At 73.3% G+C, this 18,848-nt stretch carries 20 protein-coding genes; 10 read left to right on the forward strand and 10 right to left on the reverse strand.

From position 1 onward, the window contains the following. The first annotated feature begins 32 nt into the window (after positions 1-32). Positions 33-680: a gamma-glutamylcyclotransferase family protein gene (locus QE359_RS00410; RefSeq protein WP_309776761.1), complete on the forward strand. Its 648-nt coding sequence runs from the start codon at positions 33-35 to the stop codon at positions 678-680. Here the strand turns inward: QE359_RS00410 and QE359_RS00415 are convergent. Genes QE359_RS00415 through QE359_RS00425 form a run of 3 tightly spaced genes read right to left on the reverse strand, consistent with a single transcriptional unit; the run spans position 656 to position 5,423 of the window. After that, positions 656-1,642 carry an NAD-dependent epimerase/dehydratase family protein gene (locus QE359_RS00415; protein ID WP_309776763.1) on the reverse strand — a complete coding sequence of 329 codons (987 nt, stop codon included), beginning with the start codon at positions 1,640-1,642 and terminating at the stop codon, positions 656-658. The two genes, QE359_RS00410 and QE359_RS00415, sit on opposite strands and share 25 nt — an antisense overlap. Continuing rightward, entirely contained in the window at positions 1,639-4,353 is a 2,715-nt protein-coding gene (locus QE359_RS00420; protein ID WP_309776765.1) for an alpha/beta fold hydrolase, read from the reverse strand. Before QE359_RS00420 ends, QE359_RS00415 begins: the two co-directional genes overlap by 4 nt. Further along, on the reverse strand, positions 4,350-5,423 hold the full coding sequence (locus tag QE359_RS00425) for a 3-oxoacyl-ACP synthase III (protein WP_070419407.1): 1,074 nt from the start codon (positions 5,421-5,423) through the stop codon (positions 4,350-4,352). Before QE359_RS00425 ends, QE359_RS00420 begins: the two co-directional genes overlap by 4 nt. A 160-nt stretch (positions 5,424-5,583) precedes the next feature. Between QE359_RS00425 and QE359_RS00430 the strand changes: the two genes are divergently transcribed. Continuing rightward, complete coding sequence (locus QE359_RS00430; RefSeq protein ID WP_309776767.1) at positions 5,584-6,084, forward strand: sigma factor; 501 nt, start codon at positions 5,584-5,586, stop codon at positions 6,082-6,084. Next, the gene (locus tag QE359_RS00435; protein WP_309776769.1) at positions 6,081-6,908 is read left to right on the forward strand and encodes a hypothetical protein; all 828 of its coding nucleotides are present in this window, start codon (positions 6,081-6,083) and stop codon (positions 6,906-6,908) included. Before QE359_RS00430 ends, QE359_RS00435 begins: the two co-directional genes overlap by 4 nt. A 6-nt stretch (positions 6,909-6,914) precedes the next feature. On the opposite strand, the gene rimK is transcribed toward QE359_RS00435, so the two are convergent. Next, positions 6,915-8,108, reverse strand: a complete 1,194-nt coding sequence (gene rimK, locus QE359_RS00440; protein ID WP_309776770.1) for a 30S ribosomal protein S6--L-glutamate ligase — start codon at positions 8,106-8,108, stop codon at positions 6,915-6,917. A gap of 64 nt (positions 8,109-8,172) precedes the next feature. Here rimK and QE359_RS00445 point away from each other — a divergent pair, with 64 nt between their 5' ends. After that, positions 8,173-8,655: a RimK/LysX family protein gene (locus QE359_RS00445; RefSeq protein ID WP_070418031.1), complete on the forward strand. Its 483-nt coding sequence runs from the start codon at positions 8,173-8,175 to the stop codon at positions 8,653-8,655. Between the two features lie 212 nt (positions 8,656-8,867). On the opposite strand, the gene QE359_RS00450 is transcribed toward QE359_RS00445, so the two are convergent. Next, the gene (locus tag QE359_RS00450; RefSeq protein WP_309776773.1) at positions 8,868-9,761 is read right to left on the reverse strand and encodes a hypothetical protein; all 894 of its coding nucleotides are present in this window, start codon (positions 9,759-9,761) and stop codon (positions 8,868-8,870) included. Positions 9,762-9,878: 117 nt separating this feature from the next. Then, a complete protein-coding gene (locus tag QE359_RS00455) occupies positions 9,879-10,469 on the reverse strand; it encodes a TetR/AcrR family transcriptional regulator (protein WP_309776775.1) in 591 nt (196 codons plus the stop codon). 53 nt (positions 10,470-10,522) lie between these two features. Between QE359_RS00455 and QE359_RS00460 the strand changes: the two genes are divergently transcribed. Continuing rightward, positions 10,523-11,734, forward strand: coding sequence for an MFS transporter (locus tag QE359_RS00460; RefSeq protein ID WP_309776777.1), 1,212 nt, complete (start codon positions 10,523-10,525; stop codon positions 11,732-11,734). On the opposite strand, the gene QE359_RS00465 is transcribed toward QE359_RS00460, so the two are convergent. Continuing rightward, positions 11,640-11,978: a hypothetical protein gene (locus QE359_RS00465; protein WP_309776780.1), complete on the reverse strand. Its 339-nt coding sequence runs from the start codon at positions 11,976-11,978 to the stop codon at positions 11,640-11,642. The two genes, QE359_RS00460 and QE359_RS00465, sit on opposite strands and share 95 nt — an antisense overlap. 64 nt (positions 11,979-12,042) lie before the next feature. Here QE359_RS00465 and QE359_RS00470 point away from each other — a divergent pair, with 64 nt between their 5' ends. From QE359_RS00470 to QE359_RS00485, 4 genes are all read left to right on the forward strand, one after another. Further along, positions 12,043-13,308: a sensor histidine kinase gene (locus QE359_RS00470; protein ID WP_071295733.1), complete on the forward strand. Its 1,266-nt coding sequence runs from the start codon at positions 12,043-12,045 to the stop codon at positions 13,306-13,308. After that, positions 13,290-13,970: a response regulator transcription factor gene (locus tag QE359_RS00475; RefSeq protein WP_309776784.1), complete on the forward strand. Its 681-nt coding sequence runs from the start codon at positions 13,290-13,292 to the stop codon at positions 13,968-13,970. The genes QE359_RS00470 and QE359_RS00475 overlap by 19 nt, the downstream gene beginning before the upstream one ends. 137 nt (positions 13,971-14,107) lie before the next feature. Then, positions 14,108-14,989, forward strand: a complete 882-nt coding sequence (locus tag QE359_RS00480; RefSeq protein ID WP_309776786.1) for an ATP-binding cassette domain-containing protein — start codon at positions 14,108-14,110, stop codon at positions 14,987-14,989. After that, positions 14,986-16,062: an ABC transporter permease gene (locus QE359_RS00485; protein WP_309776788.1), complete on the forward strand. Its 1,077-nt coding sequence runs from the start codon at positions 14,986-14,988 to the stop codon at positions 16,060-16,062. The genes QE359_RS00480 and QE359_RS00485 overlap by 4 nt, the downstream gene beginning before the upstream one ends. 75 nt (positions 16,063-16,137) lie before the next feature. Here QE359_RS00485 and QE359_RS00490 read toward each other — a convergent pair whose 3' ends face one another. Continuing rightward, the gene (locus QE359_RS00490) at positions 16,138-16,728 is read right to left on the reverse strand and encodes a TetR/AcrR family transcriptional regulator (protein ID WP_309776790.1); all 591 of its coding nucleotides are present in this window, start codon (positions 16,726-16,728) and stop codon (positions 16,138-16,140) included. Between the two features lie 160 nt (positions 16,729-16,888). Between QE359_RS00490 and QE359_RS00495 the strand changes: the two genes are divergently transcribed. Further along, positions 16,889-17,638: an SDR family oxidoreductase gene (locus QE359_RS00495; protein WP_309776791.1), complete on the forward strand. Its 750-nt coding sequence runs from the start codon at positions 16,889-16,891 to the stop codon at positions 17,636-17,638. Between the two features lie 32 nt (positions 17,639-17,670). Here the strand turns inward: QE359_RS00495 and QE359_RS00500 are convergent, their stop codons facing one another. Then, positions 17,671-18,174 carry a flavin reductase family protein gene (locus QE359_RS00500; RefSeq protein ID WP_070418022.1) on the reverse strand — a complete coding sequence of 168 codons (504 nt, stop codon included), beginning with the start codon at positions 18,172-18,174 and terminating at the stop codon, positions 17,671-17,673. Further along, a complete protein-coding gene (locus QE359_RS00505) occupies positions 18,171-18,686 on the reverse strand; it encodes an NADPH-dependent FMN reductase (RefSeq protein ID WP_070418021.1) in 516 nt (171 codons plus the stop codon). The genes QE359_RS00500 and QE359_RS00505 overlap by 4 nt, the downstream gene beginning before the upstream one ends. Positions 18,687-18,848 lie beyond the last annotated feature (162 nt).

Consider the following 18,848-nt stretch of genomic DNA (forward strand, 5'->3'; position numbering starts at 1 on the left):
GCACCGCGCCTCCAGTCCGCTACGGTCGCTCCGTGCGTCGTCTCTCCCCTGCCCAGCGGTGGGTCATCGGTCTCGGCGCGTTCGCGCTGCTCTGCTTCGTCGTCGGTCTCGTCGGCCTGATCGTCGGGCTCGCGAACCGGTACGGATGTCTCGGCGCGGACGAGACCTGGCCGGAGTACCGCTGCACCGGCGACGACTCGGGCATCATCTGGGGCAGCGTGCTCGGCGTCGTCGGACTGCTCCACCTCGGCCTGACCGGACTCGCGGGGGCGATCGTGTGGACGTCCGCGCCGTCGATCGCTCCCCGACGTCCGCGTCGCCCGGCGCCGAACGTCGGCGTGAACGTCGTCTTCTCGTACGGCACCCTCCGGCAGCCCGAGGTGCAGGAGACCCTGTTCGGCGGGCCGGTGCCGACCGCGGAGGACTCGCTCCCCGGCTGGCGGCTCGACTGGGTGACGATCACCGACCCCCGCGTGATCCGGACGAGCGGCTCGGACCGGCACCCGATCCTGCGCCGGGGCACCCCGGAGGACCGTGTCGAGGGTGCGTCCCTCACGCTCGGCCACGAGTGGCAGATGCGTGCCGTCGACGACTACGAGGTCGCCGACTACCAGCGCGTCGAGGTGACCCTCGGGTCGGGCGCGACGGCTTGGGTCTACGTCGCCGCCGACGAGGCCTGAGCGGCAGCGAGCCGGCCGAGCCCCTCGTCGATCGACACCGCGGGCGTCCACTGCAGGTCACGACGGGTGCGCCGCTGGTCGAACCAGTGCGCCGTCGACAGCTGCTCGGCGAGGAACCGGGTCATCGGCGGCTCGTCCTCGCCCGGCCGCACACGCCAGACCGCCTCGACGAGTGACCCTGCGAACCGGGCCACCCAGGCCGGCACGTGCACCCGCGGAGCCGGGACCCCGGACGCGGTGCAGATCCCGGCGAGCAGGTCCCCGACGGGCCGGGGTTCCCCGTTCGTCACGACGTACGCGTTGCCGTGCACCCCGTCGTCGGCGGCGTGGTCGAGCGCGGCGACCATCGCGGACGCGGCGTTGTCGACGTAGAGCGTGTCGATGAGCGCAGCGCCGGAGTCGAGCAGCGGCAAGCGCCCCGTGCGGGCACGGTCGACGATCCGGCCGACGAGCTGCGTGTCACCGGGGCCCCACACGAGGTGCGGGCGGACGGCGACGACGGCGAACCCGGGGGCGTCCGCGGCGAGAGCGAGCAGCTCGGCCGCGGCCTTCGTGCGGGCGTAGTCGCCGCGGGCCCGCGCGGGCTCGGCGGGTCCGGCGTCCGCGCCGACGAGGGACGACCCGGTGTGCGCGACCGAGGGCGAGGAGACGAACACGAACCGCTCGACCCCGGCGCCACGTGCAGCGTCGAGGAGCGTCCGGGTGCCGTCGACGTTCACGCGGACGAAGTCGTCCGGGTCGCCGGCGAGCGAGACCTTGGCGGCGAGGTGCACGACCGCCTCGATGCCGTCGACGGCCCGGGCCACGGCTGCGGGGTCGGTCATGCTGCCGAGCACGTCCGACACTCCCTCGACCCCGGAGGGCCGTCGCTGGAACGTCCGGACCTCGTGTCCCGCAGCACGCACGGCCGCGGCGGTCGCCTGCCCGAGGAACCCGCTCGCACCGGTGACGAGGACCCTCACGGCCGGACCGTCCGTCCACCGGACAGCACCGAGGCCGCCCACCGGGACAGCCGTGCACGGTCGACCTTCGAGTTGTGCCGGATGTCGGTCGGGAGCTCGGGCACCGTCAGCACCGCGGCGACGGGGATCCCCGCGGCGGCCCGGACGGCCCGGGCGAGGTCGGGGGCGGCGAGTGCCGGCCGACGAGTCCGGCGCCCACTGGTCGTCTCCACGACGGCGACGGCCTGCTGCGTGCCGCGGGGCCCGATGCCGGCGAGCCCGGCGCGCCCGACGCCGGGGACGCGCTCGATCCGCTGCTCGGGACCGACGGGCGTGACGACCCCGTCCGCCGTGGTGAGGACGTGCTGCAGGCGTCCCTCGACCCAGAGCCGACCCGCGGCGTCGAGGTGGCCGACGTCACCCGTGCGGTGCCCGCGCGGGTCCGCCACACCGAGTCGCGACACCCGGTTCTGGCGCCAGAGCCGGTCGTACCGCTCGCGGACGTGCGGCGCCGCGACGACGATCTCGCCCGTGACGCCCGGGTCCTCGGTCAGCGCTCCGGACGGCTCACCGGAGCCGTCGAGCGGGGCGATCCGCACGCGGACGCCGGCGGCGGTGCGGCCCACGCAGATGCCGTCCTCGTCCGGGGCGTCGGCGGCTGCGGCGCGCACGCCGTCGAGGTCGACGTCGGTCATCAGCAGCCCCTCGGTCATCCCGTAGGGCGTGTGGGCGCTCGCGTTCGGCATGAGCTCGGTGGCCGCGGTCAGCAGCGCGGCCGACACCGGAGCACCGGCCGACAGGAACAGCCGTACGCGACCGAGCGCCGCACGGTCCGCTGCCGTGAGCGCACCGGCGGTGGCCACGACGTTCGCGACGGCCGCTGGTGACAGGAACACGACGGTGGCGTCCGCCGCGGTGACCGAGTCGGCGACCGCTCGAGCGGTCAGGGTCCGGGGCGCGGTGACGTCCATGTCGGGTGCGACCGACCGGGCGCCGAGCGCGGGACCGAGGAGCGCGAACGGGGCGAACCCGGCGACGAGGCCGGTGCCGACGCCGATGTCGTACTGCGCCGCGAGGGTGTCGCGGACCGCGCCGAGCTGCCCGTGCGTGTACACGACACCCTTGGCCGGCCCGGTCGACCCGGACGTGAAGAGGACCGCGGCCGGCGCGTCGGACGACGGCGCACCGGGCAGCGCGGCGCCCCGTGCGAGGCGCTGCGCTCCGCGTCGTGCGACCTCGACGAGCGTGTGCTCGACCCGGAGTGCCCGACGAGCAGGCGCCGGCAACGACACCGTCGCGATGCGCCGACCGGGCCAGCCGAGCGCGCGTGCGGCCCCGAGACCGGGCAGCGCGCCGATGATCCAGTCGGGACGGGCACCGCGCACCGCACGGGTCAGGCCGCGCAGGCCGAGCCCGGCATCGGCCACGACGACGACCGCCCCGATGCGCACACTGGCGTACAGGACGGCGGTCAGGTCCGCGCCGGGGGTGACGAGGAGCGAGACGCGGTCACCGGCGCGGACGCCGAGGTCGACCAGTCCGGCCGCGATCTCGTCGACCCGGCGGGCGAGCAACCGCCACGAGACGGTCCGGGGACCGCCGGCGGCGGCCATCTCGACGAGCGCGGCCTCGTCGCTGTCGCGCAGCTCGTCCAGTGCGGTCCAGAGCGGGCGGCGCACGTCGGCATCGTCGTCGGTGGGGGCCTGGAGGGACGGCTCGGCCCCCACGGGCACGCGCCCGTCCGGCAGGTGGTCGCCGAGCCACTCGACGACCGTCCCGGCGACGTCGGCGTCGTCCGGCAGCAGGTGCCCAGCGCCCTCGAAGCGGTGGACGTCCGCGTGCGGCAACCGCTCCGCGAGGTCGTCGAGGTAGCGCTCCAGGAACACCGGGTCGCGCGGCCCCCACATCACGAGGGCGGGGACCTCGAGCGCGGCGACGCCGGCGGCGATCCGGTCGAGCTCGGGTGCGCTCGGGTGGTCGCCGTCGACGGGGATGTCGGCCACGAACCCACCGACGCCCCCACGACGGGCCGCTCCGCGGTAGGGCGCGCGGTACGCATCGGCGGTGGCACGGTCGAGCCGCGGGTGGGCGATCGCGAGCGTCGTCTCGAGGAACGCCGGCGTCAGCACCGTGGCACGGCCGAGGAGCTCCGGACGGAGCGCGAGCCGCAGCGGTGCGGGGATCGGGGCGTCGTCGGGCTGGTGCACCGCGGTGTTGCACGTCGTGACGGCCACCACGAGGTCCGGGTGGTCGACCGCCCAGCCGAGGGAGACGACACCGCCCCAGTCGTGCCCGAGGGTGACCACCGGGCCGGACAGCTCGAGTTCGTCGGTCAGCGCGCCGAGGTCCCGCACGCGGTCCGCGAGCCCGTGCTGCACGCCGGTGCGCTCCGAGAAGCCCATGTCGAGCTGGTCGACCGCGACGACCCGCCACGCCGGACCACCGGCGGCGGCGACGTCGAGCGAGGTGCGGAGCACCGACCGCCACAGGTACGACCAGGTCGGGTTGCCGTGCACGCACAGCAGGGTGCCGACGGGTTCCACGCCGAGCGCGGCCAGGGAACCGGCCGTGTCGAGGAGGTGCCACGAGCGCTCGGGGCGAGCCGTGCCTCCTGGATCCGCAGCGGCGGGGACCGTAACGATGCGCGACCAGGCGGGGTCGAGTCCGGGCAGGGGCGGCGGGGGCGTCGCCGGAGCCGTGGCAGCGGCGACGCGCGGGAGGCCGGACCTCACCAGCGCAGTTCCATCATCGCCGTGTTGATGCCGGAGCCGACACCGCCGAGGAACACCCGGTCGCCGGGGCGGATGGCACCGCGGGCGACCTCGTCCGCGAGGGTGATCGGGATCGACGCCGGACCGACGTTGCCGAAGCGCTCGTACGTCGTCGGGACCTTGTCGCGCGGGACGCCGATGGCCTCGACGAAGGCGTTCGTGTGCACGTCGGAGACCTGGTGGAGCACGTAGCGGTCCATGTCGGCCCAGTCGAAGTGGGAGCGTGCCTCGTTCCAGGCGGCGACGACGAGTTCCATGCCGCCCTTGAGGAGCATCTTCGCGTCGGTGAACATGCCGTCGACGCTGCCGACGCAGAGGTCGTACCACTGGGTCGCCGCGCGGGTGACGCCGCCGACGATCCGGTGGCCGCCCGGGTGCATGTCCGCCGGGCCGAGCACGGCCGCGGCGGCGCCGGACCCGAGCGTCAGGCTGGCGAACTCGCTCATGAAGTCCTTGCGGTTGCGGCCGCCCTGGTTCAGGCGCTCGATGGTGTTGAGCTGCACCTGGTCGGCGTCCTCGCCGTCCACCACGAGTGCGTACTTGATCTGACCGGAGTCGATCATGCCCGCGGCGACGCTCATCGCGTTGACGAACCCGAGGCAGGCGTTCGCGATGTCGAAGTTGATCGCGGACGACGGCAGGCCGAGCCCGTGGTGCAGGCGCACGGCGACCGACGGCTCGAGGTGCGGGCGCGTCACCGACGTGTTGATGAGCAGGCCGACGTCCTCGGGGCGGATGCCCGCCTCGGCCATGGCGCGGCGTCCGGCGTCGATGGCGGCGTCCTGGAAGGACTGGCCCTCGCCCCAGTTCCGGCGTTCCTTGACCCCGGCCACGCGCTCGAGGAGTCCCATCGGCAGGCGCAGGCGTCGCAGCACCCCGCGGAGCTTCTCCTCGATGTCGGCCGAGGTGGTCACGCGTTCCGCCACGGTCGTCGCGACCGAGAGCAGCGCGACGTTGTCGTGCTTGGCCGTGGCGTTGCCGGGCCGCTCCGTTTCGGTGCTCGTCGCCTGGTCGACCGGCCGTTCCGTCATGATCGTCACCGACACATACTTCCGCATCTGGCCTGGGTACGCGATCCGGATGCGCTGACAGGCGGGGGACAGTGCACTCCGATCGTGCCCGACACGCCCGGGTGGAACTCGTTTGTCAGGGTCGGGACGCACGCGACACTTCCGGGTGAGAGGGGGAACCGTGGACGCGAACGACGGCAGCGACGTCGACCTGGCCGGTCGACTCGCCCGCGGCGACCGGACCGCGCTGGGCGAAGCGTTCGATCGTCACGCGGCCGCGGTCACCAGGTACGCGTGGGCCGTCGCAGCGTCGCCAGCGGCTGCCACGGAGGCCGTCCAGGACACCTTCGTCGCTCTCTGGGACCGGGCGACCGCACTCCGTCTCGCGACCGACTCGTTGCTCCCCTGGTTGCTCGTCACCTGCCGCGACCACGCTCGGGACGCGTCGGAACCGTTCGCCCCCGCCCGAGGCGCTGCCGAGCACCTCCGCTGGCTGCGGGACGACCTCACCGCCCTGTCGGCGGCCGACCGCGGCATCGTCGAGCGGTGCCTGGTCGACGGCGCGTCGTACACCGAGGCCGCGGACGCCCTCGACCTCACCCCCGTCCCCGTCGTCCCGGGCAGCCGAGCCGCGCGGAGGACCGGACGCACCCGCACCGGGACAGGAGGTGGTGCGCGATGAACACGGAGCCCCCGGTCGGCGATGACCTCCAGCGCATGCTCGTCTCGATGAAGGAGACGGTCCTCTCGCGAGCGGCCGACCGCCCCCGCCGATCTCGGTCGCGCGGACGCATCGGCGTGGTCGCCGGCGTCGTCGCCCTGCTCGGGATCGGCGTCGCCAGCGGCAGCATCGCGCTCGGCATGATCCCGCAGCCGTTCTCCGCGGCGCCGAGCGCGTCCCCCACGGCCCCTGCCACCACGACGCCGACACCGTCGTCGGCCCCGATCGTCGGGATGCCGACACCCACGCCGACCACGACCCGGGCGGCGTTCGCCCTGGACGACCCGACGACGTGGACGATCACGCCCGCGGAGGTCGGGCCCGTCGCGATCGGCGGCACCCTCGATGCCGAGAGTGACGACCTCGCTGCGGCCTACGAGCACCTCGAGTCTCCGTACCCGAACTGCGAGCCGTCCACGCTCTGGGGACGCGACGGCGGGACGACCATCGAGCTCTCGTGGGGTCAGGACCAAGGGGACGACGTCGCCAGCGTGTTCGGGGTCATGGTCGCCGCTCCCGGCGGGATCACACCGTCCGGTCCGGTCCCCGGCCCGACGACGGCTGCCGGGATCGGCGTCGGGTCCACCCTGTCGGAGTTGCGTGCGGCGTACCCGACGCTCGGCACGTACTACAAGCCGACCGACGCGGACGCGTACACGATCTGGTCCGTGCGGGACGATGCAGGGGTGCTGCTGTTCGACGTGGGCGACGACGGACAGCACATCCGCAGCGTGTGGGCGAGCACCGACCCGAGCCAGCCGATCGCGCTCTGCGGCTTCGTCTGACGAGCGTCACGCGTCGGGCTGACGCGGCTCCTTGGGCAGCTTGCGCACCTTCGCGCGGCGCTTCCGGCGCTCGGGGATCATCGAGCGCATCTCCTCGAGCTTGCCGAAGCAGAGCAGGCGGTCACCGGGCTCGAGGGCCACGCCGCTGCGCGGGTTCGGGATGACGCCCGAGCCGCGGTGCAGCGTCAGGACGGTGATGTCGCGGTCCCAGAGACCGGACTCCTTGATGGTCTTCCCGACGAGGTCGGCGTTCGTGTGCACGAGCAGCTCGGCGACGCCGTAGCCGGTCGAGACGGAGAGCCGCTGCCGGACGTCGATCTCGGGGAAGGCCACCTGGTTCGCGATGAAGTCGATGATCGCGCCGGCGATGTCGAGGCCGGTGGCGCGCTCGATGCCCTCGAGCCCCGGGGAGGAGTTGACCTCCATCACGAGCGGCCCGTCGTTGCCCTCGAGCATGTCGACGCCGGCGACCCGCAGGCCCATGATCTGCGCCGAGCGGACGGCGGCCTCTTCGTACTCGGGCGTCAGCGTGACCTTCTCGACGGTCCCGCCGCGGTGCACGTTCGACCGGAACTCGTCGCCGGAAGCGCTCCGACGCATCGCCGCGACCACGCGGTCACCGACGACGAGCGCGCGGATGTCCTTGCCGCGGCTCTCCGAGATGAAGCTCTGGATGAGCACGTTCTGCTTCGTGGAGTGCAGGGTCTCGACGATCGACTCGGCGACCTTCGCCTCGGGAGCGAGGATCACGCCGATGCCCTGCGTGCCCTCGAGCAGCTTGATCACGACGGGCGCTCCGCCGACGCGCTCGATCGCCCCGCGGACGTCGGCGCGGCCGTTCACGAACGTCGTCGCGGGCATGCCGATGTCGTGCCGCGAGAGGATCTGGTTCGCCCGCAGCTTGTCGCGCGAGTTCGTGATCCCGTTGGCGGTGTTCGGCGTGTAGACGTCCATCTGCTCGAACTGCCGGACCACCGCGGTGCCGTAGTAGGTGATCGAGTTCCCGATGCGCGGCAGCACGGCGTCGTAGTCGGACAGGAGTTTGCCGCGGTACTGCAGGTCGGGGTCGTCGCCGGTCAGGTCGATCGCGAACCGGAGCGTGTTGAGCACCTTCACCTCGTGCCCGCGGTCGATCGCGGCGGCCCGGAGGCGCTCCGTCGAGTACGCGTGCGGCGCACGCGACAGGATGGCGAGTTTCATCGGGGAGGCTCCGGGGTTGGTATCGACGGCGACGCTCCATCCAAGCATGCGACAGGATGGGCACATGGCCCGAGTACCGAAGTCCCCGAACGGCGGTCTCGTGGTCGCCGGCTGGCGGGAGTGGGCGGCCCTGCCGAGCCTCGGCATCCCGTGGATCAAGGTGAAGCTCGACACCGGTGCGCGCAGCTCGGCGCTGCACGCGTTCGACCTCGAGGAACTCCCCGGCGACCGGGTCCGCTTCTCGGTGCACCCCTGGCAGGACACCGACGCCGACGCCGTCACGATCGAGTGCGACGTGCACGACCGGCGCATCGTCCGGAGCTCCACCGGGCACACCCAGGAGCGCATCGTGGTCCTCACCGAGATGTCCCTCGCCGGGCGTGTCTTCGAGGCCGAGGTCACGCTGAGCAACCGCGACCAGATGGGCTTCCGGATGCTCGTCGGCCGCGAGGCACTGCGCCAGGGGTTCCTCGTCGACCCGGCTCGCTCGTTCATGGCCGGCCGGGCGCCGAAGGAGATCCGCCGCCGCAACCGCGGTCGCGCCTGACGGCTCGCCGAGCTCGCCGCCGACGCGGTGCGCGGCGCGCGCGGGATCCGCTGAAGTCGTCCACGCCGTGACCGTTCCGGTTCGCGGATCCCGGGGATCGTGAACCGGAACGGTCACCGACGGAACCGTAAACGGCCGTCGGCTCGACCAGCCGACGGACTGGAGGGACGGTGCGGGGCCGACCCGCGCCTCCAGGCCGCCGTCGGCGCGGGTCAGGCCTGCAGGTGCCGACCCAGGAACCGCAGCTGCTGCGGCGCGAGCCGCCGCCAGTAGGCGGTGGTGTGCCCGCCCGGCTCGAACCCGCCGGCCGGTGCGGTCCCGAAGCCGTCGACGTACGCGCGGACGGCGGGCTCGAACCCGTCGCCGGTGCCGCAGTCGACGCGAACCGCGACGCCGTCGAGGGACGACTGTCGGCCGAGCACTGTGTTCGCGGCGAAGTCCGCGGGGTCATCGAAGGCGCCACGTGCCGTCTCCCCCGCCGACCGCCACAGCGCGGGGCTGATCGCGGACACCGCACGCACCCGCGCCGAGCCGAGCACGCCGGCGAGGTGGAGTGCGCCGTAGCCCCCCATCGAGTAGCCGGTGAAGGCGAGCCGCGCGGTGTCGAACCCGCGGCGGGCGAGCAGCGGCAGGAACTCGTCGACGACCATCGCGGCGGGGTCGTCACCGTCCGCGCGGCGGTGCCAGTAGCGGTTGCCGCCGTCGACCGCGGCGATCGCGAACGGCGCTCCGCCCGCGGCGATGTACGCGGCGAGGAACCGGTCGTAGCCGAGGTGGGAGCCGAAGAAGTCCGCGTGGTCGTCGCCGTAGCCGTGCATGGCGACGGCGATCGGCAGGGGGCCGTCGGAGTGCGGCGCGGCGATCGTCCAGCCGACCTCGATGCCCTTCCGAGCGCGGGACGTGAACGACCCGGACGCCGTCGGCACCGGCGTGACGTCGGGGACGGTGCCCGCCGGTCCGTCGAGGCCGAGCACGCGGTACATCGTCGAGCGGCCGGGGAGCAGCCGGAGGTTCACGGCCTCCGCAGCGGCACCGGCCACGACGACCGCGGCGCCGCCGGCGAGGAGGGAGCGGCGGGTGATCCGGGCCGCGCGCGAGCTGGTCATGCGAGGGGGACGATGCCGTCCGCGGTCACACGCGTCGTCACGAGGGTCGAGGGGATCCGGTGCACACCGGGCAAGCTACCGAGTCGGGTACCGGAGCACCTCGGGTACACGCGGACGTCAGGTGTGAAGTCCCGCAGGAACCGGTCGCCCCGCCGCCCCGAGGAGCGCGTCGGCGACGGCACGCGCGGTACCGGTTCCGAGGCCGGGTTCGCGGAGCCGCATCGCGAGGTACCCCGAGACGAGGAGCAGCAGCTGCTCGGCGAGTGCCCCGGCGTGCGCGCCGAACAGGGGCTCTGCCGACTCGGTCAGGCGTCGCCGCAGGGTGTCCGTCTCACGGTCGAGGACCGCGCGGACGACGGACGGGGCGTCGACGTACTCGGCCGCCGTGCCGAGGAACGCGCACCACCGCGACCCCGACGGCGTGGAGCGGTACGCGTCGAGGGCGTCGAACACCGCCAGCAGTCGGCCGCGGTCGTCCTCGGCGGCGTCGACGGCGCGGTCCCACGTGGCGAGCCAGTCGTCGTGTCGACGGGCGAGTGCCGCGGCGACGAGTGACTCCTTGCTGGCGTACCCGCGGTAGAGCGTGGCGCTCGAGATCCCCGCGCGCTCGAGGACGGCGTCGATCGGCGTCGCGGCGATGCCCCGGGTGAAGAAGAGCTCCTCGGCGGCGTCGAGCAGCTTCTGCTCGGTTCCTGGACGCATCGCCATGAGAGCACCCTAGGCTCTCAAAAGTGAAACGATCGTTTTCGTTACGACAGTCGGTGTTCCTGGGGAGCGGCCTCGGCCTGATCGCCGCGACGTACGGCCTGGTCCGGCTGGCGTACGGGCTGTTCCTGCCCGACGTCCAGCGGGACCTCGGGCTGCGCGCCGACACTGCGGGGTGGGTCTCGTCCGGAGCCTCGGCGCTGTACTGCGTGGGTGCCGTGGTCGGGTACCGCTGTGCCGGCCGCGTGCCCCGGGTCCTCGTGGCGGTCGCCGCATCTGTCGCGGGCGGTGGTGCACTCGGCATGGCCGCGGCCGGCGACCCCACGGCGTTCGCGATCGCATCGGTCGTCGGTTCGGCGGGCGCGGGGCTGGCCTCGCCCGCACTCGTCAGTCTCGTGACGACCCTCGTGCCGCAGCCGGCACAGGGCCGGGCGCAGGCCGTGGTGAACGCCGGGACGGGCCCCGGCCTCGTCGCCGCGGGCGTGCTCGCGCTCGTGCTCCTGCCCGACTGGCGGACCGCGTGGACGTGGTCCGGGATCGCGGCGCTGGTCGTCGGGGTGGTCCTGCTCGCGTCCTCGTGGTCGCCCCGCCGGACGGCGACGGCCGGGCAGACCCCCACGAAGCGAGCACCGGCCCCGGACCGGGCGTGGTGGACGGCGCACCGTGCGGTCCTCGTGCTCGCCCTGCTCTTCGGCGCAGGGTCGGCGGTCGTGTGGACGTACGGCCGCTCGGTGCTCGTCGACGCCGGCGCACCGGTCGCCGTCTCGGTGTCCGCGTGGACCGCGCTCGGCGCGGGTGGTGCCGCCGTCGTGGCGACCGCCCGGTGGACGAGTCGGCTCCGTGCCCGGACGCAGTGGACGCTCACCACCGCCGCCGTCGCCCTCGGTGTGCTGGCGCTCGGCACGGTGCCGCAGTGGACGCCTGTGGCGCTCGTCGCCTGCGCCGTGTTCGGCTGGGGGTACACGGCGGCGACCGGGGCCCTGATCGCGTGGACCACCGAGGTCGATACGGAGCGGTCCTCGGCCGGCACCTCGGTGCTCTTCGTGGCGCTCGTCCTCGGCCAGGCCGGCGGTGCCGCGGCGGCGGGAGCGGTCGTCGAACCGCTGGGTTCGCTCGGCACCTTCGGGGCCGGGGCGCTCGTGACGGCCGCCTGCGCGGTGCTCGGCGCCCGGGTCAGAGCAGCGGGCGCAGCTCGATCTTCCGGTTGCACGCCACCGACGCCTCCTGCGCGACCCGCCGCGCGGTCTCGGCGTCCGGCAGGTCCATGACCCAGAACCCGGCGACGAACTCGGCCGGGTCCCCGACGAGCCCGGGCGTCGTGGTCGGCTCGGCACGACGGGCGTCGACCACCACGGCGTCCGACGGTGCGGACACCCCGGCCGCGAAGACGACGGCGTCGCCGAGCCGCTCGTTGAGCGCGTCGACCGCGTCCGCCTCGGTCCGTGTCGCGGACTCGGTCCGACCGGCGGCCTCGGCCTGCCCGTCGTCGATGACGTTGACGAGGAACTGCATGGTGCCTCCCCTGTTCGGTTGGCGGCAGGCTACTCCGACCACCGCACCCGCTACCGTGGTGACCATGGGGACGACCGCGGAGTGGTCACGGCTGCCGGTGGGGCGCCGCGAGTTCCGCCAGGACGCCCTCCTCGCACTCGTCCTCGGCGCCGGACTGGCGATCACGACGATGCTCTACGGGTCGGCCGGGACCTACGGCGACGACCAGGCAGCGTGGTGGGTCTCGGCGCTGCTCGTCGTTGCGAACGCCGCACCGGTCGCGTTCCGCCGCCGCTGGCCGATGACGATGGCGGTCGTCTCCGCGCTGGCCTTCGCGGCGACGCAGATCCTGCACGTGCCCGAGGTCTTCCTCGTGAACTTCACGCTGTTCATCGCCCTGTACACGGTCGGTGCGTGGTGCTCGGACCGTGTGCGCGCCGAGGTCGTGCGCTGGGTGGTCATCGGCGGCATGTTCGCCTGGCTGTTCGTCGCGATCGCCTTCGGCTGGGCGGTGCCGAACGCGCTGCCGAACGACGACGGCGGCCTCATCCCGCCGTACATCGCGCTCTCGCTGCTCAACATCGTGATCAACGTCATCTACTTCGGCGCTGCCTGGTACGCCGGCAACCGGGCCTGGGCGTCGGCGGTGGCGAAGCACGAGCTCGACCTCCGCACCGCCGAGCTCGCCGCCGAACGCGAGCGGAGCGCTGCCCAGGCGGTGACGATCGAGCGCGTGCGCATCGCCCGCGAACTCCACGACGTCGTGGCGCACCACGTGTCGCTCATGGGGGTGCAGGCCGGCGCGGCTCGACGCGTGATCGGCCACGACCCCGAGCAGGCGACGGCGTCGCTCGGCGTGGTCGAGCAGAGCGCCCGGACCGCCGTCGAGGAGCTCCGCCGGATGCTCGGCACCCTGCGCGCCGACGAGGACGGCGGCGACGACGTCCGCGCCGCTCCGAGCACCGAGGGGCTCGGCCGGATCGGCGAGCTCGCCGACTCGGCCCGGACCGCTGGGCACCCGACCGAGTACGTCGTGGTGGGCAGCGTCCGCGACGTCCCACCCACGGTCTCGGCGGTCGCGTACCGGATCGCGCAAGAGGCCGTGACGAACGTCCTCAAGCACGCCGGCCCGACGGCCCGGGCGGACGTCCGGGTGCGGTACCTCGACGACGGCGTCGAGGTCGAGGTCACCGACGACGGACACGGCGACCGGGCACCGCGGAACACCGCGGGCAGCGGACTCGGCCACGTGGGGATGCGCGAACGCGTCGCCGCGGTGGGCGGACGGATCGAGATCGGGCCGCGCGCCCGGGGAGGCTGGCTGGTGCGGGCATGGCTGCCGACGACCTGACCATCGTGCTCGCGGACGACCAGGACCTCGTCCGGGCCGGCTTCCGCGTCATCCTCGAGTCCGAGCCGGGGTTCCGGGTCGTCGGCGAGGCCGCTGACGGCGCCGAGGCGGTCGAGGCCGTGCGGGCGCTCCGACCGGACGTGGTGTGCCTCGACGTCCAGATGCCGAACGTCGACGGGCTCGAGGCGGCGCGCCGGATCGCCGCGCTCCCGGAGCCCCCGGCCGTGCTCGTCCTGACGACCTTCGACCACGACGACGCCCTCTTCCAGGCGCTCGAGGCCGGGGCGAGCGGGTTCCTGCTGAAGAACGCCTCCCCCGAGCGGCTGATCGACGCCGTCCGCACCGTGGCGGCCGGCGACGCGCTGCTCGCCCCGGACGTGACCCGCCGGGTGATCAGCCGCGCGACCGCCGGGTCCGGGGCGCCCGCGGCACCGGACGGCCACGATGCGGTCGTCACGGCGGGGCTGACCGAGCGTGAGACCGAAGTCCTCCGGCTGCTCGCCCGCGGGCTGAGCAACGCCGAGATCGCGACGGAGCTGTGGGTCGGTGAGGCCACCGTGAAGACCCACGTGTCGAACGTCCTCCAGAAGCTCGGTCTGCGCGACCGCATCCAGGCGGTCGTCTGGGCCTTCGAGCACGGCGTGGCCGGAACCCCCGCCTAGACCGCCGTCCGACCTGCGCTCCCCCACGCGGCGGAGCCCGCGGCGCCCCGATCCCCGTCGCCAGCCGGAGGCGCCCGTCGCACCCCGCGCAATAGCGTCGACGCAGGCGGAGCGAACCGCCGCGAGAGGGGAACGACATGCTCACCATCGACGGGGTGACCAAGCAGTACGGCGACCGCCGCGTGCTCGACGACGTGACGTTCACGGTCGGCGACGGACGCCTGACCGGGTTCGTCGGCGGCAACGGCGCCGGCAAGACCACCACGATGCGGATCCTGCTCGGCGTGCTCCAGGCCGACGCCGGCACCGTGTCCATCGACGGCACCACGATCGGCCCGGCCGACCGTGGTCGCTTCGGTTACATGCCGGAGGAGCGCGGGCTCTACCCGAAGATGCCGGTCTCCGAGCAGATCACGTACTTCGCCCGGCTGCACGGCGTCGACAAGCGCACCGCGGCGAGCCGCACCACCGACCTGCTCGACCGGCTCGGCCTGGCGCCGCACGCCACCGACGCCGTCGAGAAGCTGTCCCTCGGCAACCAGCAGCGCGTGCAGGTCGCCGCCGCGCTCGCCCACGACCCCGAGGTCCTCGTGCTCGACGAGCCGTTCTCCGGCCTCGACCCGATGGCCGTCGACGTCGTGCTCGCCGTCCTGCGCGAGGCAGCGGCGGGTGGCGTGCCCGTGCTGTTCTCGAGCCACCAGCTGGACGTCGTCGAGCGGCTCTGCGACGACGTCGTGGTGATCGCCGGGGGCACGATCCGCGCCGCCGGCCCGCAGGACGAACTGCGGAAGCAGGCCGGCCCCGCCGCGTGGGAGCTCCTCGTCGACGGGGACGTCGCCTGGCTCCGCGACGAACCGGGCGTCACCGTCCGCGAGTTCGACGGCGGGTACGCCGTGTTCGAGGCCGACGACGCCACCGCGCAGCGCGTCCTGCAGCGGGCCGTCCAGCACGGCACCGTCGGGTCGTTCTCGCCGCGTGTCCCGCGGCTCAGCGAGGTCTTCCGGGAGGTCGTCCGATGAACGGCTCGTTCGTCCAGTCCGTGCGGCTCGTCGCCGCGCGCGAGATCCAGGCCCGCGTCCGCAGCAAGGCGTTCGTCGTGTCCGCCGGCATCCTCATCCTCATGGTCGTCGCGTCGATCGTCGTCGGCGGCATCGTCGGCAAGGCCACGGCGGGCGACACCACCCCGGTCGCGGTCGTCGACGGGGTCAGCCTGCCGACCAGCAAGGGGCTCGACGTCACCGAGGCGCCGACCGCTGCAGCCGCCGAACGACTCGTCGAGAACGGTGACGTCGACGCGGCGGTCCTGCCGTCCGACGACCCGCTCGGCTACAAGGTCGTGGGGCTCGACGACGCCCCGACCGACGTCGTCCAGGCGCTGAGCGTCTCCCCCCGCATCGAGCTGCTCGACCCGAACGCGATCCCCGGTGGCCTGATCTACATCGTGGCGCTGGCCTTCGGCGTCGTGTACTTCGCGTCCGCCGTGACCTTCGGTCAGTCGATCGCGCAGAGCGTCGTCGAGGAGAAGTCCACCCGCGTCGTCGAGATCCTGATGGCGGCGATCCCGGCCCGGGCACTCCTGGCCGGCAAGGTCCTCGGCAACAGCGTGATGGCCTTCGCGCAGATCGTCGCGGTGGCGATCGCGGCGGCGGTGACGCTCGCGGTCACCGGGCAGGACAACATGTTCACGGTGCTCGGCCCGAGCATGCTCTGGTTCGTCGGGTTCTTCGCGATCGGCTTCGTGCTCATCGCCTCGCTGTTCGCGGCGGCCGCGGTGCTCGTCTCCCGTCAGGAGGACGTCGGCAGCGTCACCACCCCCGTGATGATGCTCGTGATGATCCCGTACATCCTCATCATCGTCGCGTACAACAACCCGACGATCCTCGGCGTGATGTCCTACGTGCCGTTCAGCGCGCCGATCGGGATGCCGATGCGGATCTTCCTCGGGACCGCCGAGTGGTGGGAGCCGATCCTGTCCCTCGTCATCGTGGCGGTCTCGGTCGTGCTCGTCGTGGTCGTCGGCGCCCGGATCTACGAGAACGCGCTGCTGCGCACCGGCAGCCGGGTGAAGCTGACGGAGGCACTGCGCGGCTGACGCCGCAGGACCGGACGGGAGGCGCGGTGCGGGTGAGCGGATCTGCTCACCCGCTCCGCGCCTGGCGTCCCTGCGTCACGCCGGGAACGCGCGCAGCGCACGTTCCACGACGGCCGCGAGCTCGCGTCGGCTCGCGCCGCCGCTCGCCTGCACGGCGAGCCCGGCCGACACCGTGACGACGTACTTCGCGAGTTCGTCCGGGTCCTCGTCGACTGCCAGGTCCCCGGCGTCCCGTGCGGCGCGGAACCGGTCGGCGATCCGCCGCTCACCGCCGGCGCGGCTCTCCTCGAGGAACTCGACGATCCGGCGGTCCTCGTCACCGGACGCGAGCCCACCCTGGATGGACAGGCACCCGGCCGGCCGCCCCGGAGCCGTGACCGCGGCGACGTTGCTGCGGAGGTAGTGCTCGGCGACCGCGCGCGCCGTCGGTTCGGCGAGCGCGTCCCCGACGTACGCCATCTCGACCTCGGCGTAGCGTCCCAGAGCCTTGCGGAACGTGGCCTCCTTGTTGCCGAACGCTGCGTAGAGACTCGGCCGGTTGATGCCCATCGCGGTGGTGAGGTCCTCGAGGCTCGTGCCGGCGTACCCCTGCCGCCAGAACACCTCGACAGCGCGCTCGAGCGCCTCGTCGGTGTCGAACGCACGTGGTCGTCCTCGTGTCGCCATGCCGAACCCCTCGATCTGTACCGCTGGGACCAGAATACCGCCATGGCCGGTTCCGTACCAGTCGGTACAGATTTGACAACCGGTGAGATCGGGTCTAGGTTCCATATCTGTACCGAACGGTACGCAAATGCTCCCGCGGGAGCTGGAGAGAGGAACGACCATGGGTGAGTTCACCGGGACCACAGCACTCGTCACGGGCGGGACGTCGGGCATCGGCCTGGCCGTCGTCCGTCGACTCGTCGCCGAGGGCGCGCACGTCGTCGTGACGGGACGTCGTCAGCACGCGCTCGACGCGGTGTCCGACGAACTCGGCGACGCGGTCACGACCGTGCAGGGCGACGTGGCGGTCGCCGCCGACGTCGAGCGGGTGTCCGCGGCGATCGCCGCCCGCGGGGAACAGCTCGGCCTCGTCTTCGCGAACGCCGGCGGCGGCGAGTTCGCGCCGCTCGGCCAGATCAGCTGGGACCACTACACGACGACGTTCAACGCGAACGTCGGTGGCGTCGTCAACACCGTGCAGGGAGCGCTGCCGCACCTGGCACGGGGCTCGGCCATCGTGCTGACCGGCTCGAACATCGACGTCAAGGGCAACCCGGCGTTCAGCATCTACGCCGCGACGAAGGCGGCGGTCCGATCACTCGCGCGGAGCTGGGCCGCCGAGCTCGTCGAGCGTGGCGTGCGGGTCAACGTCGTCGCTCCCGGGCCGATCGGCACGCCCGGCCTGTCCGGTCTGGCCGGCAGCCCCGAGGACGCCGAGGCGCTGCTCGGCGGGCTCGCGTCCGGGGTGCCGATGCAGCGACTGGGCACCGAGGACGAGGTCGCGGACGCCGTGCTCTTCCTCGGTTCACCGCGCAGCAGCTACGTCACGGGTGCGGAGCTGTACGTCGACGGGGGCGCGAGCCAGATCTGACCCGCCGCGGGCGCGCGCAGGCGCTCAGGCGCTCAGGCGCTCAGCGTCGCGAAGGCGGACCGGTGCCAGACCAGCGGGCTGTGCGCGAAGTCCGACATGAGCCCGAGGACCCGGAGCACGACGATGTCGTGGTCACCCGCCGGGTAGGTGTGCTCGACAGCGCACTCGAGCCAGATCGGAGCGCCCTCGAGGAAGACCGACCCCGACTCGGACACCGTCGTGTCGACCCCGACGAACCGGACCGACTTGTCCTTCGACGCGAGCTGCCGGGTGACCTGCGCGTGCCCCTCGCCGAGGATCGAGACCCCGATCGTGCCGGCCGCACGCAGCACCGGCCACGTCGACGACGTGTGCTGCACCGCGAACATCACGAGCGGCGGGTCCTGCGACACCCCCACGGTGAAGGACGAGGCGACGAGCACGGTGGGCTCGTCGTCGACGACGGCGGCGAGCGCCGCGACCCCGCAGGGGAAGCCGGAGAACGCCTGACGGAGGGCACCGAGGTCGGGGGCCTCGGGCGAGTAGGGGCTGATCATGAGCGGGTTCCTTCCTGGAGGCTCGCGGTCGCGCCGAGGACGACGTCGCGCCACCGGGCGAGCCAGACCTCGGTCGATGCGGGCTCGGAGTACTGCTTGTCGTTGAGGTACAGGGCCGGAGCCGGGACGGTCGCACCGAGCTCGACGAGCACGGGCTTGAGGAAGACCTCGGGGGCGAGGGCGTGCGCGGGGCCGGCGCCGAGCATGAGCGGGACGGCGACGACACCGGCGAGGCCGTCCCCGGTGGCGAACTGGTCGAGGAAGAGCTTGAGGACGCCGGTGTAGGTCGCTTTGAACGTGGGCGAGGCGACGACGACGAGGTCGGACGCGGCGACGGTGCGCACCGCTTCCGACACCGCGTCGTCGCCCCAGCCGAGCAGGCCCGGGCCGAGGTCGATCACGTCGACGACGTGGTCGGGTGCCCGACCGGTGAGGCGTTCGAGCACGACCGTGGCCGCGTCGAGCGTCCGCGATGCCGGCTTGGGGTTGCCGGCGACGACGGTGGTGATCATCGATCTGCTCCTGCGGTCGGGGACGGTGTGCGACTGCAGTCCATCCGCCGTTCGTTTCGCCTCCGTGGCGCGCCCGTATCGGGTGGGTTACGCCAGGGGGCGCCGGATGCCACGGCGGGGAATGCCCTGGTCAGCGGGTGCCGCTCCGGGCGGGTCCGTCGC

It is taken from the genome of Curtobacterium sp. SORGH_AS_0776, from assembly GCF_031453355.1.
Taxonomy (GTDB): domain Bacteria; phylum Actinomycetota; class Actinomycetes; order Actinomycetales; family Microbacteriaceae; genus Curtobacterium.